General features: G+C 70.0%; 22 protein-coding genes and 1 pseudogene. 18 read left to right on the forward strand and 5 right to left on the reverse strand.

Annotation, left to right across the window (positions count from 1 at the left end; all coding sequences use genetic code 11):
* The first annotated feature begins 9 nt into the window (after positions 1-9).
* From recG to mutM, 8 genes and pseudogenes are all read left to right on the forward strand, one after another.
* Positions 10-2229 (forward strand): ATP-dependent DNA helicase RecG, encoded by a 2220-nt coding sequence (gene recG, locus ACFY1L_RS33290; RefSeq protein ID WP_388832357.1) that lies wholly within the window; start codon positions 10-12, stop codon positions 2227-2229.
* A 131-nt stretch (positions 2230-2360) separates the two neighbouring features.
* A pseudogene (rsmD, locus tag ACFY1L_RS33295) lies at positions 2361-2960 on the forward strand (16S rRNA (guanine(966)-N(2))-methyltransferase RsmD); the annotation flags it as partial.
* Between the two features lie 26 nt (positions 2961-2986).
* The gene (gene coaD, locus ACFY1L_RS33300; RefSeq protein ID WP_388832754.1) at positions 2987-3466 is read left to right on the forward strand and encodes a pantetheine-phosphate adenylyltransferase; all 480 of its coding nucleotides are present in this window, start codon (positions 2987-2989) and stop codon (positions 3464-3466) included.
* A 58-nt stretch (positions 3467-3524) separates the two neighbouring features.
* Positions 3525-4595, forward strand: a complete 1071-nt coding sequence (locus tag ACFY1L_RS33305) for an ATP synthase F0 subunit B (RefSeq protein ID WP_388832360.1) — start codon at positions 3525-3527, stop codon at positions 4593-4595.
* Between the two features lie 157 nt (positions 4596-4752).
* Positions 4753-5397, forward strand: coding sequence for a YceD family protein (locus tag ACFY1L_RS33310; RefSeq protein ID WP_388832363.1), 645 nt, complete (start codon positions 4753-4755; stop codon positions 5395-5397).
* Between the two features lie 2 nt (positions 5398-5399).
* Positions 5400-5573, forward strand: a complete 174-nt coding sequence (gene rpmF, locus ACFY1L_RS33315) for a 50S ribosomal protein L32 (RefSeq protein WP_003951102.1) — start codon at positions 5400-5402, stop codon at positions 5571-5573.
* Between the two features lie 7 nt (positions 5574-5580).
* A complete protein-coding gene (gene rnc, locus ACFY1L_RS33320) occupies positions 5581-6432 on the forward strand; it encodes a ribonuclease III (protein ID WP_388832366.1) in 852 nt (283 codons plus the stop codon).
* A gap of 77 nt (positions 6433-6509) precedes the next feature.
* Positions 6510-7370, forward strand: coding sequence for a bifunctional DNA-formamidopyrimidine glycosylase/DNA-(apurinic or apyrimidinic site) lyase (mutM, locus tag ACFY1L_RS33325; protein WP_388832369.1), 861 nt, complete (start codon positions 6510-6512; stop codon positions 7368-7370).
* Here the strand turns inward: mutM and ACFY1L_RS33330 are convergent.
* A complete protein-coding gene (locus ACFY1L_RS33330; RefSeq protein ID WP_361270791.1) occupies positions 7343-7744 on the reverse strand; it encodes a helix-turn-helix domain-containing protein in 402 nt (133 codons plus the stop codon). The two genes, mutM and ACFY1L_RS33330, sit on opposite strands and share 28 nt — an antisense overlap.
* 108 nt (positions 7745-7852) lie before the next feature.
* On the opposite strand from ACFY1L_RS33330, the gene ACFY1L_RS33335 reads away from it, so the two are divergent.
* Positions 7853-8434, forward strand: coding sequence for a flavodoxin family protein (locus ACFY1L_RS33335; RefSeq protein ID WP_388832373.1), 582 nt, complete (start codon positions 7853-7855; stop codon positions 8432-8434).
* A 48-nt stretch (positions 8435-8482) separates the two neighbouring features.
* Here the strand turns inward: ACFY1L_RS33335 and ACFY1L_RS33340 are convergent, their stop codons facing one another.
* Positions 8483-9652 (reverse strand): CAP domain-containing protein, encoded by a 1170-nt coding sequence (locus ACFY1L_RS33340; protein ID WP_388832375.1) that lies wholly within the window; start codon positions 9650-9652, stop codon positions 8483-8485.
* A gap of 168 nt (positions 9653-9820) precedes the next feature.
* On the opposite strand from ACFY1L_RS33340, the gene ACFY1L_RS33345 reads away from it, so the two are divergent.
* The 4 genes from ACFY1L_RS33345 (at position 9821) to ACFY1L_RS33360 (ending at position 16093) form a co-directional block, all read left to right on the forward strand.
* Positions 9821-10102: an acylphosphatase gene (locus tag ACFY1L_RS33345; protein ID WP_388832378.1), complete on the forward strand. Its 282-nt coding sequence runs from the start codon at positions 9821-9823 to the stop codon at positions 10100-10102.
* A 383-nt stretch (positions 10103-10485) separates the two neighbouring features.
* Positions 10486-10689, forward strand: a complete 204-nt coding sequence (locus tag ACFY1L_RS33350; RefSeq protein ID WP_016432419.1) for a hypothetical protein — start codon at positions 10486-10488, stop codon at positions 10687-10689.
* A 207-nt stretch (positions 10690-10896) separates the two neighbouring features.
* Positions 10897-14490: a chromosome segregation protein SMC gene (smc, locus tag ACFY1L_RS33355; RefSeq protein WP_388832381.1), complete on the forward strand. Its 3594-nt coding sequence runs from the start codon at positions 10897-10899 to the stop codon at positions 14488-14490.
* A 184-nt stretch (positions 14491-14674) separates the two neighbouring features.
* Complete coding sequence (locus ACFY1L_RS33360) at positions 14675-16093, forward strand: sugar porter family MFS transporter (RefSeq protein WP_388832384.1); 1419 nt, start codon at positions 14675-14677, stop codon at positions 16091-16093.
* A gap of 109 nt (positions 16094-16202) precedes the next feature.
* Here the strand turns inward: ACFY1L_RS33360 and ACFY1L_RS33365 are convergent, their stop codons facing one another.
* Positions 16203-16580 carry a hypothetical protein gene (locus ACFY1L_RS33365; protein WP_388832387.1) on the reverse strand — a complete coding sequence of 126 codons (378 nt, stop codon included), beginning with the start codon at positions 16578-16580 and terminating at the stop codon, positions 16203-16205.
* Positions 16581-16633: 53 nt separating this feature from the next.
* A complete protein-coding gene (locus ACFY1L_RS33370; RefSeq protein WP_388832390.1) occupies positions 16634-17605 on the reverse strand; it encodes an LLM class flavin-dependent oxidoreductase in 972 nt (323 codons plus the stop codon).
* Between the two features lie 103 nt (positions 17606-17708).
* Between ACFY1L_RS33370 and ftsY the strand changes: the two genes are divergently transcribed.
* Positions 17709-18911, forward strand: a complete 1203-nt coding sequence (gene ftsY / locus ACFY1L_RS33375) for a signal recognition particle-docking protein FtsY (RefSeq protein ID WP_388832392.1) — start codon at positions 17709-17711, stop codon at positions 18909-18911.
* Positions 18912-18996: 85 nt separating this feature from the next.
* Here the strand turns inward: ftsY and ACFY1L_RS33380 are convergent, their stop codons facing one another.
* Positions 18997-19653, reverse strand: coding sequence for a bifunctional DNA primase/polymerase (locus ACFY1L_RS33380; RefSeq protein ID WP_388832395.1), 657 nt, complete (start codon positions 19651-19653; stop codon positions 18997-18999).
* A 447-nt stretch (positions 19654-20100) separates the two neighbouring features.
* Between ACFY1L_RS33380 and ACFY1L_RS33385 the strand changes: the two genes are divergently transcribed.
* The 4 genes from ACFY1L_RS33385 (at position 20101) to ACFY1L_RS33400 (ending at position 26047) form a co-directional block, all read left to right on the forward strand.
* Positions 20101-21585, forward strand: coding sequence for a hypothetical protein (locus tag ACFY1L_RS33385; protein WP_388832398.1), 1485 nt, complete (start codon positions 20101-20103; stop codon positions 21583-21585).
* Between the two features lie 314 nt (positions 21586-21899).
* Positions 21900-23237 carry an ammonium transporter gene (locus tag ACFY1L_RS33390; protein ID WP_388832401.1) on the forward strand — a complete coding sequence of 446 codons (1338 nt, stop codon included), beginning with the start codon at positions 21900-21902 and terminating at the stop codon, positions 23235-23237.
* The gene (locus tag ACFY1L_RS33395) at positions 23234-23572 is read left to right on the forward strand and encodes a P-II family nitrogen regulator (RefSeq protein WP_003997576.1); all 339 of its coding nucleotides are present in this window, start codon (positions 23234-23236) and stop codon (positions 23570-23572) included. Before ACFY1L_RS33390 ends, ACFY1L_RS33395 begins: the two co-directional genes overlap by 4 nt.
* A 27-nt stretch (positions 23573-23599) precedes the next feature.
* Positions 23600-26047, forward strand: a complete 2448-nt coding sequence (locus ACFY1L_RS33400; protein ID WP_388832404.1) for a [protein-PII] uridylyltransferase — start codon at positions 23600-23602, stop codon at positions 26045-26047.
* The last annotated feature ends 1 nt before the right edge of the window (position 26048 follow it).

Here is a 26048-nt window from a genome sequence, read left to right on the forward strand (position 1 = left end):
TGGTGTGCAATGGATCTCGTGCCCGCACTGCAAGAACCACTGCAACAACCGCTGAAGTCGGTGCTCGGCCCCGCCACCGCGAAGGTGATGGCCGAGCACCTCGGCCTGCACTCGGTCGGCGACCTCCTGCACCACTACCCGCGCAGATACGAGGAGCGCGGCCAGCTCACCCACCTCGCCGACCTCCCGATGGACGAGCACGTCACGGTGGTCGCGATGGTCGCCGACGCCCGCCTGCACACCTTCGCCTCCGCCAAGGCGCCCCGCGGCAAGGGCCAGCGCCTGGAGGTCACGATCACGGACGGCAGCGGGCGCCTCCAACTGGTCTTCTTCGGCAACGGCGTCCACAAGCCCCACAAGGAACTCCTGCCGGGCACACGCGCGATGTTCGCGGGCAAGGTCTCCGTCTTCAACCGCCGCCTCCAACTGGCCCACCCGGCCTACGAATTGCTACGAGGCGACACGGACGAAACAGTGGAGACCTGGGCCGGTGCCCTCATCCCCATCTACCCGGCCACCGCCAAACTGGAGTCCTGGAAGATCGGCAAGGCCATCCAGACGGTCCTGCCCACCGCCCAGGAAGCCGTGGACCCCCTCCCGTCCACGCTCTGCGAGGGCCGCGGTCTGGTCCCCCTCCCCGAGGCCCTCCTCAAGATCCACCGCCCGCACACCAAGGCCGACATCGAGGACGCCCGGGCCCGCCTCAAGTGGGACGAGGCCTTCGTCCTCCAGGTGGCCCTCGCCCGCCGCCGGCACGCCGACGCCCAACTCCCGGCGATCGCCCGCAAACCCAAGCCCGACGGCCTCCTCACCGCCTTCGACGACCGCCTCCCCTTCATCCTCACCGAGGGCCAGCAGAAGGTCTCGAAGGAGATCTTCGACGACCTGGCGACCGAGCATCCGATGCACCGGCTGCTGCAGGGAGAGGTCGGATCGGGCAAGACGATGGTGGCCCTTCGCGCCATGCTCGCCACCGTCGACGCCGGTGGTCAGGCGGCCATGCTCGCGCCCACCGAGGTGCTCGCCCAGCAGCACCACCGGTCGATCGTCGAGATGATGGGCGAGCTGGCCGAGGGCGGGATGCTCGGTGGCTCCGAGCACGCCACCAAGGTGGTGCTGCTGACCGGCTCGATGGGCATGGCCGGGCGCCGCCAGGCGATGCTGGACCTCGCCACCGGCGAGGCCGGAATCGTCATCGGCACGCACGCGCTGATCGAGGACAAGGTCCAGTTCCACGACCTGGGCCTGGTCGTGGTCGACGAACAGCACCGGTTCGGCGTCGAACAGCGCGACGCCCTGCGCGGCAAGGGCAAACAGCCCCCGCACCTCCTCGTCATGACGGCCACCCCCATCCCGCGCACGGTCGCCATGACCGTCTTCGGCGACCTGGAGACCTCGGTCCTCGACCAACTCCCGGCGGGCCGCTCCCCGATCGCCAGCCACGTGGTCCCGGCCGCCGACAAGCCGCACTTCCTGGCCCGTGCCTGGGAGCGCGTCCGCGAGGAGGTGGGCAACGGCCATCAGGCGTACGTCGTCTGCCCCCGCATCGGCGACGAGGACGACGACCCCAAGAAGTCCGGCAAGAAGAAGTCCCCGGAGGACGAGGCCGAGAAGCGTCCGCCGCTCGCCGTCCTCGAAGTGGCCGACCAGCTGGCCAAGGGCCCCCTCCAGGGCCTGAGCGTCGAAGTGCTGCACGGCCGCATGCACCCCGACGACAAGGACGCCGTCATGCGCCGCTTCGCCGCCGGCGACACCGACGTCCTGGTCGCCACGACGGTCATCGAGGTCGGCGTCAACGTCCCGAACGCCACGGCGATGGTCATCATGGACGCGGACCGCTTCGGCGTCTCCCAGCTCCACCAGCTGCGCGGCCGAGTGGGCCGAGGCTCGGCGGCAGGCCTCTGCCTCCTGGTCACGGAGATGCCGGAGGCAAGCGCAGCCCGTCAGCGCCTGAACTCGGTCGCCTCCACCCTCGACGGCTTCGAACTCTCCCGAATCGACCTGGAACAACGCCGAGAGGGCGACGTCCTCGGCCAGGCCCAGTCCGGCGCCCGCTCCAGCCTGCGGGTCCTCGCGGTGATCGAGGACGAGGAGGTCATCGCCGAGGCGAGGGAGGAGGCGGCAGCGGTGGTGGCGGCGGATCCGGAACTGACGGGACTCCCCGGCCTACGGACAGCCCTGGACGCCCTCTTGGACGAGGAAAGAGAGCAGTACTTGGAAAAGGGCTAGGGGGAGCCGCCCTTTTCTTTTAGGGGCGCGGGGAACTGCGCGACCAGCCACAACAAACCCGCACCCGCCGACGGCGAACACGCACCCACCCAGTAGGCCTGCCAAACTGAACCGAAAGCCGCCCACGAACAAGGACCCCGACAATGACCCGCGTGATCGCCGGCCGGGCAGGCGGACGGCGCCTCTCCGTGCCACCCGGCACCGGAACCCGCCCAACATCAGACCGCGCACGCGAAGGCCTCTTCTCCACCTGGCAGTCCCTGCTCGGCGGCCCCCTGGACGGCGAACGAGTCCTCGATCTCTACGCCGGTTCGGGCGCTGTGGGCCTGGAGGCCCTCTCCCGAGGCGCGAGCCACACCCTCCTCGTCGAGGCGGACGCACGAGCGGCCCGCACAGTCCGCGAGAACGTCAAATCCCTCGGCCTCCCCGGCGCCGAGGTGAGGTCGGGCAAAGCGGAACAGATCATCCAGACCCCGGCGCCGGCAGAGCCGTACGACATCGTCTTCCTCGACCCTCCGTACGTTGTCTCAGATCACGATCTTCGCGAGATTCTGCTCACACTCCGCTCAGGGGGCTGGCTCGCGCCGGAGGCGCTCGTCACCGTGGAGCGCAGCACCAGAGGCGGCGAATTCCGGTGGCCGGACGGCTTCGAAGCGATCCGGGCCCGTCGCTACGGCGAGGGCACGTTTTGGTACGGTCGCGCCGCCTCTACGTGCGAAGACGCACGATGACCGGACCGGAGAGCGAGGGATCTCAAGTGCGCCGCGCCGTCTGTCCCGGGTCGTTCGACCCGATCACCAACGGACACCTCGACATCATTTCCCGCGCCTCCCGTCTGTACGACGAGGTCTATGTCGCGGTCATGATCAACAAGTCCAAGAAGGGCCTGTTCGAGATCGACGAGCGGATCGACCTGATCCGCCAGGTCACAGCCGAGTACGGCAACGTGAACGTCGAGGCCTTCCACGGCCTCCTCGTCGACTACTGCAAGGAGCGCGACATCCCGGCCATCGTCAAAGGCCTGCGCGCGGTCAGCGACTTCGACTACGAGCTGCAGATGGCCCAGATGAACAACGGCCTGACGGGCGTGGAGACGCTCTTCGTGCCGACCAACCCCACCTACAGCTTCCTCTCCTCCTCCCTGGTCAAGGAGGTCGCCACCTGGGGCGGCGACGTCTCCCACCTGGTGCCGCCGGTGGTTCTCGAGGCCCTCAACAAGCGCCTGCGCAAGGACTGATGGGGCTACAGTCGTCCCGTCCGTCTCCAACACATCGGTAGAGAGTGGCGAGCACACGGTGGACGTGCAGAAGAAGCTCGACGAGATCGTCGCCGCGGTCTCCGGCGCCCGGTCGATGCCCATGTCGGCCTCGTGCGTGGTCAACCGCGCCGAACTGCTCTCGATGCTGGAAGAGGTGCGCGAGGCGCTGCCCGGCTCCCTCGCGCAGGCCCAGGAGCTGATCGGCGACCGCGAGCAGATGGTCGAGCAGGCCCGCCAGGAGGCCGACCGGATCATCTCCACGGCGCACGCCGAGCGCGGCTCGCTGATCTCCGACACCGAGGTCGCCCGCCGCTCCCAGGCCGAGGCCGACCGCATCCTCACCGAGGCCCGCCAGGAGGCCGAGGAGATCCGCGCGGAGGCCGACGACTACGTCGACTCCAAGCTCGCCAACTTCGAGGTCGTCCTCACCAAGACCATCGGCTCCGTCGGCCGCGGCCGCGAGAAGCTCCTCGGCACCGGCCCGGGCCTGGACGAGCAGGGCTACGAGGACGAGGACGCCCCCGAGCGCAGCCACGACCCCGAGACCCTGCGCAAGGACGCCGACGCCTACGTGGACACCAAGCTCGGTGCCTTCGAGGCCGTCCTCACCAAGACCCTGGAGGCCGTCGGCAAGGGCCGCCAGAAGCTGCACGGCCGGATCGCCACCGACGACCTCGGTGCCCTCGCCGACGACGCCACGGCCTTCCAGCACTCCAGCGACGCCGACTACCTGGCCGACCTCGCCGCCCTCGCCGAGAAGGACACTGCGGCCGAGCAGCCCGCCCAGCAGCAGGACTACGGCCAGCCGCAGCCGGCGTACGGCTATCAGCAGCAGACCGACCCCTACGCGGGCGGCTACCAGCAGCAGGGCTACGGCCAGCAGGACGCGTACGGCTACCAGCAGGCCGATCCCTACGCCTACCAGGGCTACGACGCCCAGCAGGCGGCGTACGACCAGAACCAGGCGCACCAGCAGAACCAGGCGCACCAGCAGAACCAGACGCACCAGGGTCACCAGTCGTACGCCCTCGACGAGACCAGCCTCTTCGACACCGGCATGATCACGCCCGAGCAGCTGAGGGCGTACGAGCAGGGCCGCGGCCAGTAAGGACCAGCGACAAACAGCCGGATTGGGCCGTGAGCGAAAGGTCCAGTATCCTGGCTCTTCGGTCGCGCGTACGTCCGCGATCAACGCTGCCCCAAAGTTCAGGTGACACTGACTGGCAGGGTGGCGTCCCTCTGAGCTCAGAAGATCGAAAGCAGGAATGGCCCCCAACGCTCGCCTCGACCACCGCAACCCCCTCGTGTTCGATACGCACGAGCTGGGTCGGCGTCCCGGTGCGCTGCAGCGGCAGACCCGCACGATCGACGCCCCCAAGGACCTCGGAATCCAGGGAGTCATCGGAGTGCCGGAAGGCGCCCCGGTGGAGCTCGAACTCCGGCTCGAGTCGGTCATGGAAGGGGTGCTTGTCACAGGCACCGCCCGTGCACAGGCCGAGGGGGAGTGCGTAAGGTGTCTGGAGCCGCTTCAGCTGGACGTCGAAGCGGAATTCCAGGAGCTGTTCTCGTACCCTGACGCCGACGACCGGGGCCGCGTGATCGCGGAACCGGGCGACGACGCCGAGGACGACGAGGACAGGTTCTTCATCGAGGACGGACTCTTCGACCTCGAACCTCTGCTGCGCGATGCGGTGGTGCTCGCACTGCCGATGCAGCCGGTGTGCCAGGACGACTGTCTGGGCCTGTGCTCCGAGTGCGGAGCGCGGCTCACGGACGACCCGGACCACCACCACGACGCCGTCGACATCCGTTGGGCGGCACTGCAGGGACTCGCCGGTTCACTCGAAGATGGCGAGAAGGACGAGATGAGCGGCGCCGAAGCGGGCGTCGACGAGAAGCAGGAGAAGTAGCCGTGGCTGTTCCGAAGCGGAAGATGTCGCGCAGCAACACGCGCCACCGCCGGTCGCAGTGGAAGGCTGCGGTCCCCACCCTGGTTGCGTGCGAGCGCTGCCACGAGCCCAAGCAGCAGCACATTGCGTGCCCGTCTTGCGGCACCTACAACAAGCGCCAGGTCCTCGAGGTCTGAGCGGCTGGTGAGAGGCACCGTGTCCACTGCCAAGAAGGCGGATGACGCCCAGGCGGACCCAACCGCCAAGAAGAAGGCGGACAACACAGCCTCGTCCCACACGCTTCTGGAAGGGCGGCTCGGGTACAAGCTCGAGTCCGCCCTTCTGGTGCGTGCGCTGACCCACCGTTCGTACGCGTACGAGAACGGCGGTCTGCCGACCAACGAGCGGCTGGAGTTCCTCGGGGACTCCGTGCTCGGCCTCGTGGTCACGGACACGCTGTACACCACCCACCCCGACCTGCCCGAAGGCCAGCTGGCCAAGCTGCGGGCCGCGGTGGTCAACTCGCGTGCGCTGGCGGAGGTGGGCCGCGGGCTCGAACTGGGCTCCTTCATCCGGCTCGGCCGGGGTGAAGAAGGCACAGGCGGCCGGGACAAGGCGTCCATCCTCGCCGACACCCTTGAAGCGGTGATCGGCGCTGTCTATCTCGACCAGGGTCTCGATGCGGCGAGCGAGCTCGTCCACCGGCTCTTCGACCCGCTGATCGAGAAGTCCTCCAACCTCGGAGCCGGCCTGGACTGGAAGACCAGCCTCCAGGAGCTCACCGCGACCGAGAGCCTCGGCGTGCCCGAGTATCTGGTCACGGAGACCGGCCCCGATCACGAGAAGACCTTCACTGCTGCCGCCCGCGTCGGAGGCGTCTCGTACGGCACCGGCACCGGCCGCAGCAAGAAGGAGGCGGAGCAGCAGGCCGCCGAGTCCGCCTGGCGGTCCATCCGGGCCGCGGCGGACGAGCGCGCCAAGAAGGCGGCGGCCGAGAAGGCGGCCGCTGAGAAGGCCGCCCACGACGGCGAAGGCCCGACCTCCGTCTCTGCCTGACGAACAGCGCATCCCGAGCGCCCGTCCCCGCCGCGGGGCGGGCGCTCGGCTCATACACAGCCGTACGGGGGGTCCCGATGCCCGAGTTGCCCGAGGTCGAGGTCGTCCGGCGCGGCCTGGAGCGGTGGGTCGCCCACCGTGTGGTCGCCGACGCCGAGGTGCTGCACCCGCGTGCCGTACGCCGTCACATCGCCGGCCCCGACGACTTCGCGCACCGCCTCAAGGGCCACCGCGTCGGCCTCCCCAGCCGCCGCGGCAAGTACCTGTGGCTGCCGCTGGAGGACACCGACCAGTCGGTCCTGGCGCACCTCGGCATGAGCGGCCAGCTCCTGGTCCAGCCGAACACGGCCCCCGACGAGAAGCACCTGCGCATCCGGGTCCGCTTCGCCGACGACCTTGCCACCGAACTCCGCTTCGTCGACCAACGCACCTTCGGCGGCCTGTCGTTGCACGACAACACCCCCGAGGGCCTGCCCGACGTCATCGCGCACATCGCCCGCGACCCCCTGGACCCGCTGTTCGACGACGAGGCCTTCCACCAGGCGCTGCGCCGCAAGCGTACGACCATCAAACGGGCCCTGCTCGACCAGTCGTTGATCAGCGGAGTCGGCAACATTTATGCGGACGAGGCCCTTTGGCGCGCCCGCGTCCACTACGAGCGTCCGACGGCCGGCTTCACCCGCCCGCGCACCGCCGAACTCCTCGGCCACGTAAGGGACGTGATGAACGCGGCACTCGCCGTCGGCGGCACCAGCTTCGACAGCCTCTACGTCAACGTCAACGGGGAGTCGGGCTACTTCGACCGGTCGCTCGACGCGTACGGCCGCGAGGGCCTGCCCTGCAAGAGGTGCGCCACGCCGATGCGCCGGCGCCCCTGGATGAACCGGTCGAGCTACTTCTGCCCGAAGTGTCAGAGGGCGCCGCGCGTCTCGTCGTAGCGCTCGCGCGCCGCGAGGACGTCCGACATGCGGCCCTCCAGCAGGTGGATGAGGCCGAGGAGCCGCTCGGCGACCTGCCTACCGAGCGGGGTCAGTTCGTAGTCCACGCGCGGCGGGTTCGTCGGCTGGGCCTCGCGGTGCACCAGACCGTCGCGCTCCAGCGCGTGCAGCGTCTGGGAGAGCATCTTCTCGCTCACGCCGTCGACACGGCGGCGCAGCTCGTTGAAGCGCAGCGAACCCTCGTACAGGGCGCCGAGCGTGAGTGCGCCCCAGCGTCCCGTGACGTGCTCCAGGGTGCCGCGCGAGGGACACGCCTTGGCGAACACGTTGAACGGGAGGTCCTGCGCCTGCGGGCGCTCCTGCGTGCTGTCCATTACTCAAGCGTACTCGAAGGCAGCGCTAACCGGCAGGTTGCACTAACTAGGAGTTAGTGCTTTCCTTCTGTCATTGTCAGTGACCTGCTCATTCCAGGAGTACGCATCGTGACCACCCCTGTTGTCTCCATCGCCTACCACTCCGGCTACGGCCACACCGCCGTCCTCGCCGAGGCCGTCCGTGCCGGTGCCGTCGAGGCGGGCGCCGAGGCGCATCTGATCAACGTCGACGAGATCACCGACGAGCAGTGGGCGCTGCTGGACGGTTCGGACGCCATCGTCTTCGGTTCGCCGACCTACATGGGTACGGCGTCCGGCGCCTTCCACGTCTTCGCCGAGGCGTCCTCGAAGCGCTGGTTCGGCCAGGACTGGAAGGACAAGCTGGCGGCCGGCTTCACCAACTCCGGCTCCAAGAGCGGCGACAAGCTGCACACCCTGCAGTTCTTCCAGATCCTCGCCGGGCAGCACGGCATGCACTGGGTCAACCTCGGCCTGCACCCGGGCTGGAACAACAGCGAGGGTTCCGAGCACGACCTCAATCGCCTCGGCGTCTTCGCCGGCGCGGCCGCCCAGACCAACGTCGACGAGGGCCCGGACGCCGTCCACAAGGCGGACATCCAGACCGCGGAGCACCTGGGCCGCCGGGTCACGGAGACGGCACGGGTGTTCCTGCTGGGCCGCGCCGCCTGATCCCCGTTTCCGGGACCGGCGTGCTCCGCGACCTCGTACCAGGACCTTCTAGTAACCGAAGTCCTGCGTCCACCAGGGGCCGCCCGACCCGAAGTGCACGCCGACCCCCAGGGTCTTGAAGTCGCAGTTCAGGATGTTGGCGCGGTGACCGGGGCTGTTCATCCAGGCCTCCATCACCGCGGCCGCGTCGGCCTGGCCCCGGGCTATGTTCTCGCCGCCGAGGTCGGTTATGCCGAGCTTCGCCGCCCGGTCCCACGGCGAGGCGCCGCTCGGGTCGGTGTGGTCGAAGAAGCCCTCGGCGGCCATGGCCTCGCTGAACTTCTCGGCCAGGTCCGACAGCGTGCTGTTGGCGGCCACCGCGCTGCAGCCGACCTTGGCCCGCTCCTCGTTGACCAGCTTGAGCACCTCCGCCTCGGCGGCGGCCTCCGCGGAGACGGTCACCGGCGCGGTGGTCTCCTTCGGCGGCTTGGTCTCCTTCTTCGAGGGCGGCGTCTTCGGCTTCTTGGTGGGCGTCGCCTTGGGCTTCTTCGTCGGCGCCTCGGTGGTGGGCGCGGCCGAGGAGGTGGACGGCGCCGGGGACGGCGAGCGGTCGGCGTCGCGGCTCGTCGAGGAACCCTCGTCGCGCCCCTGGGCGCTGCCGGAGGTGCCGCCCTGCTCGGTCGCGGAGTTCGACGGAGTGTTCGCGGCCTGCACCTTGTCGCCGGTGCCGCCGCCGAGTTTGTAGTTGTCGAGGCCGGGCACAGCGCCCGTGGCGACCGCGACCGTGCCGATGGCGACGGCCGCGGAGACACCGAGCAGCCCGCTCTTCACGGGCGTCACGGCCTTCTTCTTGCGCCGCCGGCCCGACTTCCCGCGCCGGCCGTCGCCGGGGCTGAAGCCGTGCTCCGGGAAGACGACGGTGTAGTCGTCCTCCGTCGCGAACAGGTAGGCCGCACTCCGCGCGGAGGCCTCGGCGTACTCCCCGGAGCCCGCAAGCGGGTCGGAGTTCAGAGCGGAGGCCTCGGCGTACTCCCCGGAGCCCGCAAGCGGGTCGGAGTTCAGATACGGGGCGGTGCCCAGCGTGGGCTGCTCGTCACCCGCGTACTCCTGCGGCGGGTCGTAGCTGTACGAGTACTGCCGGGGGTCGTAGCTGCTCGTGTACGAGCCGTCCCTTCCTGTGACCCCCGTGGCGCGGCCTGTGGCGGCGCGGCCGGCGGCGGAGCGTCGGTGGCGTCCCATGTCTTGGCCTTCCTCGTCCTTGCGATCAACTGGTCCCATACGATCTTGCGGGTGACCCAACTCACTCGATCGAGTGAGTTTCATATGAGATTCATTGGGTGGGGACGGTACCGCATGGCGCCAGAGGAGGAAGTGTCCCAAGAGACATTGGCCCGTTAGGTTGCACCCATGAGCGAGGATGTGCGGTTGGTTGCCTGGGTGCGGGGACGCGTCCAAGGTGTGGGTTTTCGCTGGTTCACGCGGGCCAAGGCCCTCGAGCTCGGTGGCGTGAGTGGTTTTGCTCTCAATTTGGGAGACGGCCGGGTCCAGGTGGTCGCGGAGGGCCCTCGGGAGCGGTGCGAGGGACTCCTCGACTGGCTCCAGGGCGACGACACGCCCGGACGTGTGGACGGTGTCACCGAGATCTGGGACACACCTCGCGGAGGCTACGACGGCTTCGCCATCCGCTGACCGGATTCTGTAAAGAGGGCCTGACAGAAGCGGAGGAACATGCCACCGGCAGCTGCCCGGAGCAGAAATTGCCTGGTGGTTGCCAAGAATCGCTTGCTCTGGCAGGCTCCGCACCTAAGAATGATCGCCACGCCCTGAGGGCCCCGCAGAAGTCGCAGCGCCGCCGCTTTCCGGCCGCGTGCACCCGGGTTGCCCGCCAATACAGGGCGTGATCGTGTTGACCGTCAAACTTTTTGGTGAGACGCTGAAAGCACCCCGCGCACCTTAGCTGTTTGGCATGGATGAACGGCAGCACGAACTCAAGAGTGTCAAGCACCGCGGGTGCGATTCCCTCACGACCCACACCGCTTCGGTCGGTCACTCAGTGTGGAGGACCATCCATCATGGCAAAGGCGCTTCTCGGTTACGTCGGCGGCTCCGACCCTCGACTCCTCGCCGAGATGCGACGGCTCCAGCAGCGCGTCCAGGACCTGGAATCCGAGCTCGTACGGATCCAGGCGGAGAACGACGCGCTCGCGGCTGCCGCTTCTCACGACAGGATCATGGAGAGCATCGACGCACACCAGGCGGAGCCTGCGCTCACCTGATCACTGCATCGCACCACGACAGCAGTGGTTGGGCCGCCCGTATCAACCGCTAAGTTGTCAGAGTTTGCAAGGGACGCTTCGGCGTCCCTTCTTTCTTTCCCCCGCGCATCCTTTCACCCTCTTTAACGTTTGGTGTGCCCTGCACGTTCAAGGGTGAAACCGCGGGTTCATGGAGTGAGATACCGGCGGAAGGTAGAGTCCAGCGGCGTGCACCTCAAGGCCCTGACCCTCCGCGGGTTCAAGTCGTTCGCCTCGGCGACCACGCTCCGGTTCGAGCCGGGCATCACGTGTGTCGTGGGGCCGAACGGCTCGGGCAAGTCCAACGTCGTGGACGCCCTGAGCTGGGTCATGGGCGAGCAGGGTGCCAAGTCGCTGCGCGGCGGCAAGATGGAGGACGTCATCTTCGCCGGCACCACCGGGCGTCCGCCACTCGGCCGTGCCGAGGTTTCGCTGACCATCGACAACTCGGACGGCGCACTGCCCATCGAGTACGCCGAGGTCACCATCACGCGGATCATGTTCCGCAACGGCGGCAGCGAGTACCAGATCAACGGCGACACCTGCCGTCTCCTCGACATCCAGGAACTCCTCTCCGACTCCGGCATCGGTCGCGAGATGCACGTCATCGTCGGCCAGGGCCAGCTCGACTCCGTCCTGCACGCCGACCCCATGGGCCGCCGGGCCTTCATCGAGGAAGCGGCCGGCGTCCTCAAGCACCGCAAGCGCAAGGAGAAGGCCCTCAGGAAACTGGACGCGATGCAGGCCAACCTCGCGCGCGTGCAGGACCTGACGGACGAACTCCGCCGCCAGCTCAAGCCCCTCGGCCGCCAGGCCGCCGTCGCCCGCAGGGCCGCCGTGATCCAGGCCGACCTGCGTGACGCCCGCCTTCGCCTCCTCGCCGACGATCTCGTACGACTGCGGGAGGCGCTGAAGACCGAGGTCGCGGACGAGGCCGCGCTCAAGGAACGCAAGGAAGCCGCCGAGCAGGAGCTGAAGAAGGCGCTGCAGCGAGAGGCGCTTCTGGAGGACGAGGTACGGCAGCTGGCGCCGCGGCTGCAGCGCGCCCAGCAGACCTGGTACGAGCTCTCGCAGCTGGCCGAGCGGGTGCGCGGCACGATCTCGCTGGCCGACGCGCGCGTGAAGAGCGCGACCTCCGCGCCGCCGGAGGAGCGGCGCGGCCGCGACCCCGAGGACATGGAGCGCGAGGCCGCCCGCATCCGTGAGCAGGAGGCCGAGCTCGAAGCTGCCCTGGAGGCGGCCGAGCGGGCCCTGGAGGACACCGTCGCGCACCGCGCCGAGCTGGAGCGCGAACTCACCCAGGAGGAACGGCGCCTCAAGGACGTCGCCCGCGCCATCGCCGACCGCCGCGAGGGCCTCGCCCGGCTGAACGGCCAGGTCAACGCGGCCCGTTCACGCGCCGCCTCCGCCCAGGCCGAGATCGACCGCCTGGCCGCCGCCCGCGACGAGGCGCAGGAACGTGCCGCCGCCGCCCAGGAGGAGTACGAGGCGCTGAAGGCCGAGGTCGACGGCCTCGACGCCGGTGACGCGGAACTCGGCGAGCAGCACGACGCGGCGAAAGCGGCGCTGGCCGAGGCGGAGGCCGCCCTGACCGCCGCCCGCGAGGCGGCCACGGCGGCGGAGCGAAAGCGGGCGGCGACCCAGGCGCGGCACGAGGCGCTGGCGATGGGGTTGCGCAGGAAGGACGGGACGGGCGCGCTGCTGGGCGCGAAGGACCGTCTCACCGGGTTGTTGGGCCCGGCGGCGGAGCTGCTGACGGTGACGCCGGGCTACGAGGCCGCCCTGGCGGCGGCCTTCGGCGCGGCGGCGGACGCCCTCGCAGTGACCTCCCCGTCCGCCGCGGCGGACGCGATCCGGTTGCTGCGGAAGCAGGACGGCGGACGGGCGTCACTGCTGCTGGCGGGAGCACCGGAAGACACCGGTACGGCAGCCGACCTCAGGGGCGCGGGCGCGACCGGCCACAACGAACCTGCAGCCGCCGAACCCCCCTTCGCCGCCGATCTGGTTCGCGCCCCCTCCGACCTGATCCCCGCCATCCGCCGCCTGCTCCACGGCATCGTCGTCGTCGGCACCCTCGAAGACGCCGAGGACCTCGTCTACTCCCGCCCCGACCTCACCGCCGTAACCGCGGAAGGCGACCTGCTCGGCGCCCACTTCGCACACGGCGGTTCCGCCGGCGCCCCCAGCCTCCTCGAGGTGCAGGCTTCCGTCGACGAGGCCGCAGCCGAGCTGGAAGAGCTGGCCGTCCGCTGCGAGGAACTCACGGAGGCACAGCACGCGGCCACCGAGCGCCGCAGGGAAAATGCCGCGCTCGTGGAGGAGTTGGGGGAGCGGCGCAGGGCCGCCGACCGGGAGAAGTCCGCCGTGGCCCAGCAGCTCGGCCGCCTCGCGGGACAGGCCAGGGGAGCGGCGGGAGAGGCAGAGCGGTCCGTGGCCGCCGCTGCCCGTGCTCAGGACGCGCTCGACAAGGCCCTCCAGGACGTCGAGGAACTGGCCGAACGGCTCGCCGTCGCCGAGGAGATGCCGGTCGAGGAGGAACCCGACACGTCGGTACGGGACCGTCTCGCCGCCGACGGGGCGAATGCCCGCCAGACCGAGATGGAGGCCCGGCTCCAGGTCCGTACGCACGAGGAACGCGTCAAGGGCCTTGCCGGACGCGCCGATTCGCTCGACCGGGCCGCCCGCGCGGAACGCGAGGCACGCGCGCGTGCCGAGCAGCGCCGGGCCCGGCTGCGGCACGAGGCCGCCGTCGCCGAGGCCGTCGCCTCCGGTGCGCGGCAGCTGCTCGCGCACGTCGAGGTGTCGCTCGCGCGGGCGCAGGAGGAGCGCACCGCGGCGGACGCCGCCAAGGCCCGGCGCGAGCAGGAGCTGACTGCGGCTCGCGGCACCGGCCGCGATCTCAAGGCCGAGCTCGACAAGCTCACCGACTCCGTCCACCGTGGCGAGGTGCTCGGCGCCGAGAAGCGCATGCGCATCGAGCAGCTGGAGACCAAGGCGCTGGAGGAGCTGGGCGTGGAGCCCGCCGGGCTCGTGTCCGAATACGGCCCCCACCAGCTCGTACCGCCCTCCCTGCCCGCCGAGGGCGAGGAGCTCCCCGAGGACCCGGAGCACCCCCGAAACCAGCCCAGGACCTTCCACCGCGCCGAGCAGGAGAGGCGGCTCAAGGCCGCCGAGCGGGCCTACCAGCAGCTCGGCAAGGTCAACCCGCTCGCCCTGGAGGAGTTCGCCGCGCTGGAGGAACGCCACAAGTTCCTCAGCGAGCAGCTCGAAGACCTGAAGAAGACCCGCGCCGATCTGCTCCAGGTCGTCAAGGAGGTCGACGAGCGCGTCGAGCAGGTCTTCACCGAGGCCTACTGGGACACGGCCCGCGAGTTCGAGGGCGTCTTCAGCCGGCTGTTTCCGGGTGGCGAGGGGCGGCTGATCCTCACCGATCCCGACAACATGCTCACCACGGGTGTCGACGTCGAGGCACGCCCGCCGGGCAAGAAGGTCAAGCGGCTCTCCCTGCTCTCGGGTGGCGAGCGCTCACTCACCGCCGTGGCGTTGCTCGTGTCGATCTTCAAGGCCCGGCCGAGCCCCTTCTACGTCATGGACGAGGTCGAGGCCGCCCTCGACGACACCAACCTGCAGCGGCTGATCCGCATCATGCAGGAGCTGCAGGAAGCCTCGCAGCTGATCGTGATCACGCACCAGAAGCGGACCATGGAGGTCGCCGACGCGCTGTACGGCGTCTCCATGCAGGGCGACGGTGTCTCGAAGGTCATCAGCCAGCGACTGCGCTGACCACATCTCTTCAAGACTTGAACACATTCCCGTCACAGCTGCGCTGAAAAGTCACAGCCGCGACCTCTTGACTTCGAAACTTGAAGGCATAGTCTCGGCAACGTTGCTTTTACCTTCAGGTACCACCTATCTGGAAGGGCTCACCCCCACCCGGCAGCGTTGCCGGTGGCCCGAGGAGTTGAACGTGACCAGCACAGCGCAGGCACAGAAATCAGGAGCCGGAACGGCTCACCCCGATCATCTCGGGCACGTCATCTTCATCGCGGCGGCGGCCGCGATGGGCGGATTCCTCTTCGGCTACGACAGCTCCGTGATCAACGGCGCCGTCGAAGCGATCCGTGACCGCTACGACATCGGCTCCGCGGCCCTGGCCCAGGTCATCGCCATCGCCCTGATCGGCTGTGCCATCGGCGCCGCCTACGCCGGACGAATAGCCGACCGCATCGGCCGTATCCGGGTCATGCAGATCGCCGCCGTGCTGTTCACGGTCAGTGCCGTCGGTTCGGCGCTGCCCTTCGCCCTGTGGGACTTCGCCCTCTGGCGCGTCGTCGGCGGCTTCGCCATCGGCATGGCCTCGGTCATCGGCCCCGCCTACATCGCCGAGGTCGCCCCGCCCGCGTACCGCGGCCGTCTCGGGTCCTTCCAGCAGGCCGCGATCGTCATCGGCATCGCCATCTCGCAGCTGGTCAACTGGGGTCTGCTCAACGCCGCCGGCGGCGACCAGCGCGGCAAGCTGATGGGCCTGGAGGCCTGGCAGGTCATGCTCGGCGTCATGGTGGTCCCGGCCGTCCTCTACGGCCTGCTCTCCTTCGCCATCCCCGAGTCGCCCCGCTTCCTGATCTCCGTCGGCAAGCGTGAGCGCGCCCGCGAGATCCTCGCCGAGGTCGAGGGCGGCAACACCGACCTGGACGCCCGTGTCGCCGAGATCGAGCACGCGATGAGCAGCGAGCACAAGTCCACCTTCAAGGACCTGCTCGGCGGTGGCTTCTTCTTCAAGCCGATCGTCTGGATCGGTATCGGCCTCTCGGTCTTCCAGCAGTTCGTCGGCATCAACGTCGCGTTCTACTACTCCTCGACCCTGTGGCAGTCGGTCGGCGTCGACCCGACGGACTCGTTCTTCTACTCCTTCACGACGTCGATCATCAACATCGTCGGCACCGTGATCGCCATGATCTTCGTGGACCGCATCGGCCGTAAGCCGCTGGCCCTGATCGGTTCGATCGGCATGGTCGTCGGTCTCGCGCTCGAGGCCTGGGCCTTCTCGTACGACCTGGTGGACGGCAAGCTCCCCGCGGCCCAGGGCTGGACCGCCCTGATCGCCGCTCACGTCTTCGTCCTCTTCTTCGCCCTGTCCTGGGGTGTGGTCGTCTGGGTCATGCTCGGCGAGATGTTCCCGAACAAGATCCGCGCCGCCGCTCTGGGTGTGGCCGCCTCCGCGCAGTGGATCGCCAACTGGGCCATCACCGCGAGCTTCCCGTCGCTGGCCGACTGGAACCTCTCCGCGACCTACGTGATCTACACGGTCTCCGCGGCGCTCTCCATCCCGTTCGTCCTGAAGTTCGTGAAGGAGACGAAGGGCAAGGCGCTGGAGGAGATGGGCTGAGCGGCCCCGCACACTCGGGGAGAAGGGCCAAGTCCCCGCTGCCCCTCTCCTCGTACCGTCCGCCGCCCCTGCCCGGTCACTGTCCGGGCAGGGGCGGCGGTGCCATGTCTCACCAGATGAGGACGCCGCCACCGATCTCCAGGGCCTTGCGGATGCTCTCCTCGATGATCCGCAGCCGGGTCTCGATCTGGTGCCGGTGCTCCTCGACCGTCCGTGGCCGCTGTGTGCCGTGGGCCACCTCGTCGAGACGGGAGCGCAGCAGGGCGACCTCGCGCCGGAACTCCGATACGTCCTCGGCCTCGACGTAGAGGTCCTGGTCGGCCAGTACGGGCAGGAAGCGGGCACCGAGCGAGCGTACGAACTCCGATCCCCACACCGTCGTACGCCAGGACTCGAAGCCGCCGGACTGGTACACGTCGTCCGGCACGTCGAGTATCCGTACCTCACCGTCCGGCGCGCGGACGAACACTTCCACCAGCAGACTCATGGCCGCAGTGGACCACCGCCGGGCCCCGCCCGACCACCGGTTATCGCCCCGGCTCAGCCTCCCAGAGCCGGAATCACCCGCTCCGCGAACAACCGCAGACTGCGCCATCCCTCGTCCACCGGCATCCCGCCGGCCAGCGGATGCAGTACGAGGTTGTCGAGCCCCTGGGCCACGCACTCGTCCGGCGTGAGGATCCGGTACACGCCCTCGGCGCGCAGCTCGTCCACGGTCGTGGCCGCCGACCTCACCGCCGACTTGATGTCGCCGGACTGCCAGGAGGCGTACGTCCGCGCCTCGTGCAGGAAGTGCTGCCCGTGCTCGGCCCATGCCTGGTCCGGGTCCTCGGCGAGGTGCAGCAGCGGGGTCTCGGCGGTCGGCATCATGGTCCAGCCCTCGGTGCCGTACTCGACGAGCCGCTCCTTGTAGTACGCCTCCAGCTCCGGGAGATGCGCGCTGGGGAAGAAGGGGAGGCCGAGGCGGGCGGCCCGGCGGGCGGCGGCCTTGGAGGAGCCGCCGACCAGGAGCAGGGGGTGCGGGTCGGTGAAGGGGCGCGGGGTGACCCGTACGGTACGGCCCCGGTACTCGAACTCCTCGCCGGTCCAGGCCTTGAGCAACGTCTCCAGCAGCTCGTCCTGGAGCCTGCCCCGCCGCTTCCAGTCCACGTCGAACTGGGCGTACTCCTCAGGCCGGTACCCGATCCCGGCGACGGTGACCAGCCGTCCGCCGCTCAGCAGATCCAGTACGGCGATGTCCTCGGCCAGCCGCAGCGGGTCGTGCAGCGGGCCGATGACCGCCGAGACGGTGACCGCGATGTGCCGGGTCGCGCCGAAGACGGCGCCCGCGAAGGCGAACGGCGACGGCAGCCAGTTGTTCGCGACGCCGTGGTGCTCCTCCGTCTGGACGGTGGTGATTCCGCGGTCGTCGGCGTACGCGGCCATCTCCAGGGCGGCCTTGTAGCGGGCGCTGAGCGAGGCGGGGCTGGCACCGGGTTCGACCAGGTTGAAACGTACGACCGTGACGGGCATGGGGCCCCCTTCACCGGGCGGGTGTGGAGGGGGACGTTAGCTGACGGTGTGTCAGACATCCAGAGGGGTGTCGCAGGACTCCATGACTGATACTGGACGCGTTATGGAAACCGTCATCCTTGCTGTAGTCATCGCCGTGGTCGTGCTCGGTGCGCTCGGCGGGCTCATCGTCGGCAGCCGGCGCAAGAAGTCGCTGCCCCCGCCGCCCCCCGCCGCGCCCGACATCACCGCCCCTCCGGCCGAGCCGCACGTCGGCGACGAGGCCGAGACGCCCCGCGACGAACCGCGCCGGACGATAGAGGAGGTGGATCTTCCGGACGGCTCGGCCCCGGTCGCCGTCGAGGAACCGCCCGCCCTCGAAATCCCCGAGATCGAGGTTCCCGAGCCGACGGCCGGACGGCTGGTCCGCCTCCGCGCCCGTCTCTCCCGCTCCCAGAACGCGCTCGGCAAGGGGCTGCTCACGCTCCTGTCGCGCGAGCACCTCGACGAGGACACCTGGGAGGAGATCGAGGACACGCTGCTCACCGCCGACGTCGGTGTGGCCCCGACCCAGGAACTGGTCGACGGCCTGCGCGAACGCGTGAAGGTCCTCGGCACCCGCACCCCCGACGAGCTGCGCGGCCTGCTGCGCGAGGAGCTCCTGAAGCTGGTCGGCACCGACTTCGACCGCACGGTGAAGACCGAGCCCGAGACCAGCAAGCCCGGCATCGTGATGGTCGTCGGCGTCAACGGCACCGGCAAGACCACCACCACCGGCAAGCTCGCCCGCGTCCTGGTGGCCGACGGTCGCACCGTCGTCCTCGGCGCCGCCGACACCTTCCGTGCCGCCGCCGCCGATCAGCTGCAGACCTGGGGCGAGCGGGTCGGCGCCCACACCGTTCGCGGGCCCGAGGGCGGCGACCCCGCCTCCGTCGCCTTCGACGCGGTGAAGGAGGGCAAGGAGATGGGCTCCGACGTCGTGCTCATCGACACCGCCGGGCGCCTGCACACCAAGACCGGCCTCATGGACGAGCTCGGCAAGGTCAAGCGCGTCGTCGAGAAGCACGCCCCGCTCGACGAGATCCTGCTCGTCCTCGACGCCACGACCGGCCAGAACGGCCTCGTCCAGGCCCGTGTCTTCGCCGAGGTCGTCGACATCACCGGCATCGTCCTGACCAAGCTGGACGGTACGGCCAAGGGCGGCATCGTGGTCGCGGTGCAGCGCGAGCTGGGCGTGCCGGTCAAGCTGGTCGGCCTGGGTGAGGGCGCCGACGACCTGGCACCGTTCGAGCCGGAGGCGTTCGTTGACGCCCTTATCGGAGAGTGACACCGCATACCAAGGTCGGTATGCGGCTGAAGAAGCGCCCGTCTCCCAAGGTGCAGTTGGGGAACGGGCGCTTCGCTGTGTACGACTATGCGCGCGACCGATGCGCCACGTAGGCCAGCGTCCCCAGCAGCAACCGCGCCGCCGGCGGCTTCGTCGCCGAGTCCAGCGCCGGAGGCCGTAGCCAGCGCGCCGGGCCCAGTCCGCCGCGGTCGGAGGGCGGGGCCGTGATGTACGTACCGGGGCCGAGGCCGCGGAGGTCGAGGGAGGTCGGGTCGTCCCAGCCCATGCGGTAGAGGAGCTCGGGGAGCTCGGCGGCGGCGCCGGGGGCGACGAAGAAGTGGGTGCGGCCCTCGGGGGTCGCGGTGACCGGGCCGAGGGGGAGACCCATGCGCTCCAGACGGACCAGTGCTCGGCGGCCGGCGGGCTCGGCCACCTCGATCACGTCGAAGGCACGGCCGACCGCCAGCATCACGGACGCCCCGGGGAACTCGCCCCACGCCTTGGTCACTTCGTCGAGCGTGGCGCCGGCCGGCACCTGGGGCGCGAACTCCAGGGGGTGCGCCCCCGGTGCGCTGCAGTCCGCCCGGCCGCAGGAACAGGCGCCCGCCGCGGCCCGCGCGCCCGGTACGACGTCCCAGCCCCAGAGCCCGGTGAACTCGGCGACGGCGGTGCACTCCGAGGAGCGGCCGCGCCGACGCGAGCCGGAGCGAATCTCCCGGATGCCGCCGATCGTGAAGCCCATGCCCCCTCCAACGTGTCCGACGCGTCGGTGGTTACGACGCGGATGCGGAACGTGACCCTGTGTGTTCCGGGCTCACCGGCTCCGCTCGGTCCAGGCGGCGCTCCGAAGTGCCCCGGGTGGTGAACTCGGCAGTGCGCGCCCCAGAGTGCATCGCTCCGCCTACTCCCGGCCGTCCTATGTCAAGTGAATCGCGCGGAGGCCACCGTGAGTTCATTCGAAGGGGTGGCGAATGGTGGCGTTTCCGGGATCGCCATGGCTGGACGGGTGATCGTAGGATTACTTTGAGTGCACGAGTCCTGGGGGCACATGCACTCGTGGGTATGCCGGAGGCAAGTCGGCATCCCGTTCGAAGGGTGACAACCGGCGGACGGGCAGCCGTATTTACCGGCATTCTGATAGGGCTTGGCGCACTCAGCGACAAGTGGTCTCAGGGATGGGGGCGTTCCAGTGAGCGGCAACGGCGGAAGCGGGACGACCGCGAGCAGCACGGAGAAGCGCCCCAACGAGCTGCTCGCGTCCTGGTTCGTGCGCAGCGGCTGGTCGAAGGGCGAGCTCGCCCGCCAAGTCAACCGCCGGGCGCGCCAGTTGGGCGCCAACCACATCTCCACGGACACCTCCCGGGTGCGCCGCTGGCTGGACGGCGAGAATCCCCGCGAGCCCATCCCCAGGATCCTGTCCGAGCTGTTCTCCGAGCGCTTCGGCTGTGTGGTCTCCGTCGAGGACCTCGGCCTGCGCGCCGCCCGCCAGTCACCCTCCGTGTCCGGCGTCGACCTGCCTTGGACGGGTCCGCAGACGGTGGCCCTGCTCAGCGAGTTCTCGCGCAGCGACCTGATGCTGGCGCGGCGCGGCTTCCTCGGGACCTCGCTGGCCCTGTCCGCGGGCCCGTCCCTCATCGAGCCGATGCAGCGCTGGCTGGTGCCCGGGCCGCAGGCCCCGCAGCCGGAGCCCGAGCCGCTTGCCGCGAGCCGCCGCGGCGGCCGCCTCTCCCGGCCGGAGCTGGACCTGCTCGAGTCCACCACGGTGATGTTCCGCCAGTGGGACGCCCAGTGCGGCGGCGGCCTGCGCCGCAAGGCGGTCGTCGGCCAGCTGCACGAGGTGACCGACCTCCTCCAGGAACCCCAGCCCGAGACCACCACCCGCAAGCTCTTCAAGGTCGCCGCCGAGCTGGCGGAGCTGGCCGGCTGGATGTCGTACGACATCGGGCTGCAGCCGACCGCGCAGAAGTACTTCGTCCTCGCGCTGCATGCCGCCAAGGAGGCCGGCGACAAGCCGCTCGGCTCGTACGTCCTGTCCAGCATGAGCCGCCAGATGATCCACCTCGGGCGGCCCGACGACGCGCTGGAGCTGATCCACCTCGCGCAGTACGGCAGCCGGGACTGCGCGAGCCCGCGCACCCAGTCCATGCTGTATGCGATGGAGGCTCGGGCGTACGCCAACATGGGGCAGCCCGGCAAGTGCAAGCGGGCGGTCCGGATGGCCGAGGACACCTTCGCCGACGTCGACGAGTGGGACGACCCGGACCCCGACTGGATCCGCTTCTTCTCCGAGGCCGAGCTGCACGGAGAGAACAGCCACTCCTACCGCGACCTCGCCTACGTCGCGGGCCGCAGCCCCACGTACGCCTCGCTCGCCGAGCCCGTGATGCAGCGGGCCGTCGACCTGTTCGCCCAGGACGCCGAGCACCAGCGGTCGTACGCACTGAACCTGATCGGCATGGCCACGGTCCACCTGCTGCAGCGCGAGCCCGAGCGGAGTGCGGAGCTGGCCGAGCAGGCCATGCACATCGCCAAGAAGGTCCGCTCCGAGCGCGTGAACACTCGTATTCGAAAGACGGTCGACACGGCCGTACGCGACTTCGGGGACCTGGCCGAGGTCGTGGACCTCACCGAGAAGCTCGCGATCGAGCTCCCGGAGACCGCCGAAGCGGTCTGATTCCCTTGGCCCCGGCCGCGGCCGGCCCTCCCGAACTGCCCGACTCGGCTCCCCCGTGCCAGGTCATCGGAAGGCCGCCCGCGGCCGGATCTCGACCATCTGCGAAGGTTGCGCCACGATAACGATCGACCCGGCCGACATCCGGCAGTTCATCGAGGCGTAACACGCAAGGCGTCTTCGTCACGGCGGCGAAACAACGAGGGGCTTCCACCGAAACGGCGCTGCGCCAATCTCATGGCGCATAACCGGCCCACCCCTCTTGACCGCTTAAGGCTCTGCCCGCACGGGGCCGTACCAACGACGAGGAGACGCCGATGGCACCAGCCATCACGCTTGCCGCGGAGGCACCCAAGCTGTCTGCCGCCAACACAGGCTTCATGCTCATCTGTTCCGCCCTGGTGCTGATCATGACCCCGGGCCTCGCCTTCTTCTACGGAGGCATGGTCCGCGTCAAGAGCACTCTCAACATGCTGATGATGAGCTTCATCAGCATCGGGATCGTCACCATCCTGTGGGTGCTGTACGGCTTCTCCCTTGCCTTCGGTACGAACAACAGCCTCATCGGCTGGAACTCCGACTGGTTCGGCATGAGCAACGTCGGGCTGACGGAGCTCTGGGACGGCTACACCATCCCGATCTTCGTCTTCATGGTCTTCCAGATGATGTTCGCCATCATCACCCCGGCCCTGATAAGCGGTGCCATCGCCGACCGCGTCAAGTTCTCGGCCTGGGCGCTCTTCGTCGCCCTGTGGCTGACGGTCGTCTACGTCCCGGTCGCCCACTGGGTCTGGGGCGCCGACGGCTGGGCCTTCAAGCTCGGTGTGATCGACTTCGCCGGTGGTACCGCGGTCCACATCAACGCCGGTGCCGGCGCCCTCGGCGTCATCCTGGTCATCGGCAAGCGCGTCGGCTTCAAGAAGGACCCGATGCGCCCGCACAGCCTCCCGCTGGTCATGCTCGGCGCCGGTCTGCTGTGGTTCGGCTGGTTCGGCTTCAACGCCGGTTCGTGGCTCGGCAACGACGACGGCGTCGGCGCGCTGATGTTCGTCAACACCCAGGTCGCCACCGCCGCCGCCATGCTGGCCTGGCTCGCCTACGAGAAGATCCGGCACGGCGCGTTCACCACGCTGGGCGCCGCCTCCGGTGCGGTCGCCGGTCTGGTCGCGATCACCCCGTCCGGTGGTGCGGTCAGCCCGCTCGGCGCGATCGCCGTCGGCGCCATCGCCGGTGTCGCCTGCGCCGCGGCCGTGGGCCTGAAGTACAAGTTCGGCTACGACGACTCCCTCGACGTCGTCGGTGTCCACATGGTCGGCGGCATCATCGGCTCCCTGCTCATCGGCTTCTTCGCCACCGGCAAGGGCCAGTCCACCGCGACCGGCGTCTTCTACGGCGACCACTCCTTCACCCAGCTGTGGAAGCAGTTCGCCGGTGTCGGCGCGGTCCTCGCCTACTCCCTGATCGCTTCCGCGGTCCTCGCCTTCCTCCTCGACAAGACCATCGGTATGCGGGTCACCGAGGACGAGGAGATCTCCGGCATCGACCAGGCGGAGCACGCCGAGACCGCATACGACTTCAGCGGTGCCGGTGGCGGCCTGGCCAAGAGCGCCGTCCCGGCCGGAGTCGGTGCCGACAGCAAGAAGGTGGACGCATGAAGCTCATCACCGCCGTCGTCAAGCCCCACCGGCTCGACGAGATCAAGGAAGCCCTCCAGGCCTTCGGCGTACACGGCCTGACGGTCACCGAGGCGAGCGGTTACGGTCGTCAGAGGGGCCACACCGAGGTCTACCGCGGTGCCGAGTACACCGTCGACCTGGTCCCCAAGATCCGTATCGAGGTACTGGCCGAGGACGACGACGCCGAGCAGCTGATCGACGTCATCGTCAAGGCCGCCCGCACCGGCAAGATCGGTGACGGCAAGGTCTGGTCCCTCCCGGTCGAGACGGCCGTACGGGTCCGGACCGGCGAGCGCGGCCCGGACGCGCTCTAACAGAAAAAGAAGGACAGGAGTCGCTGGGTGTCGAGTACGGACGTGCGCAAGGAAGCAGAGGACTCGGGACCCAGCGGCTATGCGGCGGCCCGGCTGCGTCTCCTCACAGAGGGGGCGCAGTCCGGGCCGCCGCGCCGTAAGGCGCTGTCGGAACTGACCGACGACTGGCTGACGGGCCTCTTCGCCGCGGGCGCCGAGGACCTGCGCGGCGCGTCCCTGGTCGCCGTCGGCGGCTACGGCCGCGGCGAGCTGTCCCCACGCAGCGACCTGGACCTGCTCCTCCTCCACGACGGCAGCGACCCCAAGGCGGTCGCCGCCCTGGCCGATCGCATCTGGTACCCCGTCTGGGACCTCGGCCTCTCCCTCGACCACTCGGTGCGTACGCCGGCCGAGGCCCGCAAGACGGCCGCGGAGGATCTGAAGGTCCAGCTCGGCCTCCTGGACGCCCGGCATATCGCCGGTGACCTGGGACTGACCGCCGGTCTGCGCACGGCCGTCCTCGCCGACTGGCGCAACCAGGCGCCGAAACGTCTCCCCGAGCTCCAGGAACTGTGTGCCGAGCGCGCCGAGCGCCAGGGCGAGCTGCAGTACCTGCTGGAGCCCGACCTCAAGGAGGCCCGCGGCGGCCTCCGTGATGCCACCGCCCTGCGCGCCGTCGCCGCCTCCTGGCTGGCCGACGCCCCGCGCGAGGGCCTGGACGACGCCCGGCGCCGGCTGCTCGACGTACGTGACGCACTGCACCTCACCACCGGGCGCGCCACCGACCGGCTCGCGCTCCAGGAGCAGGACCAGGTCGCCGCCGAGCTCGGCCTGCTCGACGCGGACACGCTGCTGCGGCAGGTGTACGAGGCGGCGCGGGTCATCTCGTACGCCAGCGACGTCACCTGGCGCGAGGTGGGGCGGGTGCTCAGGTCGCGGGCCGTGCGGCCGCGGCTGCGCGCCATGCTCGGTGGCGGAAAGCCGGTCACCGACCGTTCTCCGCTGGCCGAGGGCGTGGTCGAGCAGGACGGCGAGGTGGTGCTCGCCCGTGCCGCACGCCCCGAGCGCGACCCCGTGCTGCCGCTGCGTGCCGCGGCCGCCGCCGCACAGGCCGGCCTCCCGCTCTCCCTGCACGCCGTCCGGCGCCTGGCGGCCCATGTGCGCCCGATGCCCACGCCCTGGCCCGCCGAGGCGCGCGAACAGCTGGTCACCCTGCTCGGCTCCGGCCACCCCACCATCGAGGTCTGGGAGGCGCTGGAGGCGGAAGGCCTGATCACGCGGCTGCTTCCGGACTGGGAGCGGGTGCGCTGCCGGCCGCAGCGCAACGCCGTGCACATCTGGACCGTCGACCGGCACCTGATCGAAACGGCCGTCCGCGCCTCGGAGTTCACCCGTCGTGTCCACCGCCCCGACCTCCTTCTGGTCGCCGCGCTGCTGCACGACATCGGCAAGGGCTGGCCCGGCGACCACTCCGTGGCCGGCGAGATCATCGCCAAGGATGTCGCCGCGCGCATCGGCTTCGATCGCGAGGAGGTCGCCGTACTCGCGACCCTCGTACGCCACCACCTGCTGCTCGTGGACACCGCCACCCGCCGTGACCTGGAGGACCCGGCCACCGTCCGTTCGGTCGCCGACGCGGTCGGCTCGCAGGGCACGCTGGAGCTGCTGCACGCGCTGACCGAGGCGGACGCGCTGGCCACCGGTCCGGCCGCCTGGTCGTCCTGGCGCGGCTCGCTCGTGGCCGACCTGGTCAAGCGGGTCGCGGCCGTCCTCGCCGGGGACGTCCCGGACGAGCCGGAGGCCGCCGCGCCCACCGCCGAGCAGGAGCGGCTCGCCATCGAGGCGATCGCCACCGGCAGCCCGGTGCTGTCCCTGCGCGCCCAGACCGAGCCGCCGACGGAGGAGCAGCCGTCCGGCGACCCCGAACCGCTCGGCGTCGAGCTGCTCATCGCCGTACCGGACCAGCCGGGCGTGCTGCCCGCGGTCGCCGGCGTCCTCGCCATGCACCGCCTGACCGTCCGCACCGCGGAACTGCGCGCCCTGGACCTGCCGGACGGTGTCGAGGGCGCGGTCCTGCTGCTGGACTGGCGGGTCGCCGCCGAGTACGGCTCGCTGCCCCAAGCCGCGCGCCTGCGCGCGGATCTCGTACGGGCGCTGGACGGCTCCCTGGACATCGCGGGGCGGCTCGCCGAGCGGGACGCCGCCTATCCGCGCCGGCGGGGTGTCGTGGCGCCGGCGGCGCGGGTGACGGTCGCGTCCGCCGCGTCACGCCTGGCCACGGTGATCGAGGTGCGGGCGCAGGACGCCCCCGGCCTGTTGCACCGGATCGGGCGGGCGCTGGACGACGCCAAGGTGCGGGTGCGCAGCATGCATGTGTCGACGCTGGGTGCCAACGCCGTCGACGCCTTCTATGTGACCGGCCCCGAGGGGGCGCCCCTGCCCGGCGAGGAGGCGGCCTCCGTGGCGCGGAAGCTGGAGGAGATGTTGCGGGGCTGAC

The sequence above is a fragment of the Streptomyces sp. NPDC001663 genome, from assembly GCF_042893105.1.
Taxonomy (GTDB): Bacteria; Actinomycetota; Actinomycetes; order Streptomycetales; family Streptomycetaceae; genus Streptomyces.

Excerpts from the sequence above, each read along its gene's own strand:
- ACFY1L_RS33330 (WP_361270791.1), bottom strand. The coding sequence starts at position 7,744 with ATGGACAGCACGCAGGAGCGCCCGCAGGCGCAGGACCTCCCGTTCAAC.
- ACFY1L_RS33390 (WP_388832401.1), top strand. The coding sequence starts at position 21,900 with ATGGCACCAGCCATCACGCTTGCCGCGGAGGCACCCAAGCTGTCTGCC.
- ACFY1L_RS33380 (WP_388832395.1), bottom strand. The coding sequence starts at position 19,653 with ATGGGCTTCACGATCGGCGGCATCCGGGAGATTCGCTCCGGCTCGCGT.
- ACFY1L_RS33350 (WP_016432419.1), top strand. The coding sequence starts at position 10,486 with ATGGCAAAGGCGCTTCTCGGTTACGTCGGCGGCTCCGACCCTCGACTC.
- ACFY1L_RS33365 (WP_388832387.1), bottom strand. The coding sequence starts at position 16,580 with ATGAGTCTGCTGGTGGAAGTGTTCGTCCGCGCGCCGGACGGTGAGGTA.
- ACFY1L_RS33345 (WP_388832378.1), top strand. The coding sequence starts at position 9,821 with ATGAGCGAGGATGTGCGGTTGGTTGCCTGGGTGCGGGGACGCGTCCAA.
- ACFY1L_RS33310 (WP_388832363.1), top strand. The coding sequence starts at position 4,753 with ATGGCCCCCAACGCTCGCCTCGACCACCGCAACCCCCTCGTGTTCGAT.
- ACFY1L_RS33370 (WP_388832390.1), bottom strand. The coding sequence starts at position 17,605 with ATGCCCGTCACGGTCGTACGTTTCAACCTGGTCGAACCCGGTGCCAGC.
- recG (WP_388832357.1), top strand. The coding sequence starts at position 10 with ATGGATCTCGTGCCCGCACTGCAAGAACCACTGCAACAACCGCTGAAG.
- ACFY1L_RS33340 (WP_388832375.1), bottom strand. The coding sequence starts at position 9,652 with ATGGGACGCCACCGACGCTCCGCCGCCGGCCGCGCCGCCACAGGCCGC.
- ftsY (WP_388832392.1), top strand. The coding sequence starts at position 17,709 with ATGGAAACCGTCATCCTTGCTGTAGTCATCGCCGTGGTCGTGCTCGGT.
- ACFY1L_RS33395 (WP_003997576.1), top strand. The coding sequence starts at position 23,234 with ATGAAGCTCATCACCGCCGTCGTCAAGCCCCACCGGCTCGACGAGATC.
- mutM (WP_388832369.1), top strand. The coding sequence starts at position 6,510 with ATGCCCGAGTTGCCCGAGGTCGAGGTCGTCCGGCGCGGCCTGGAGCGG.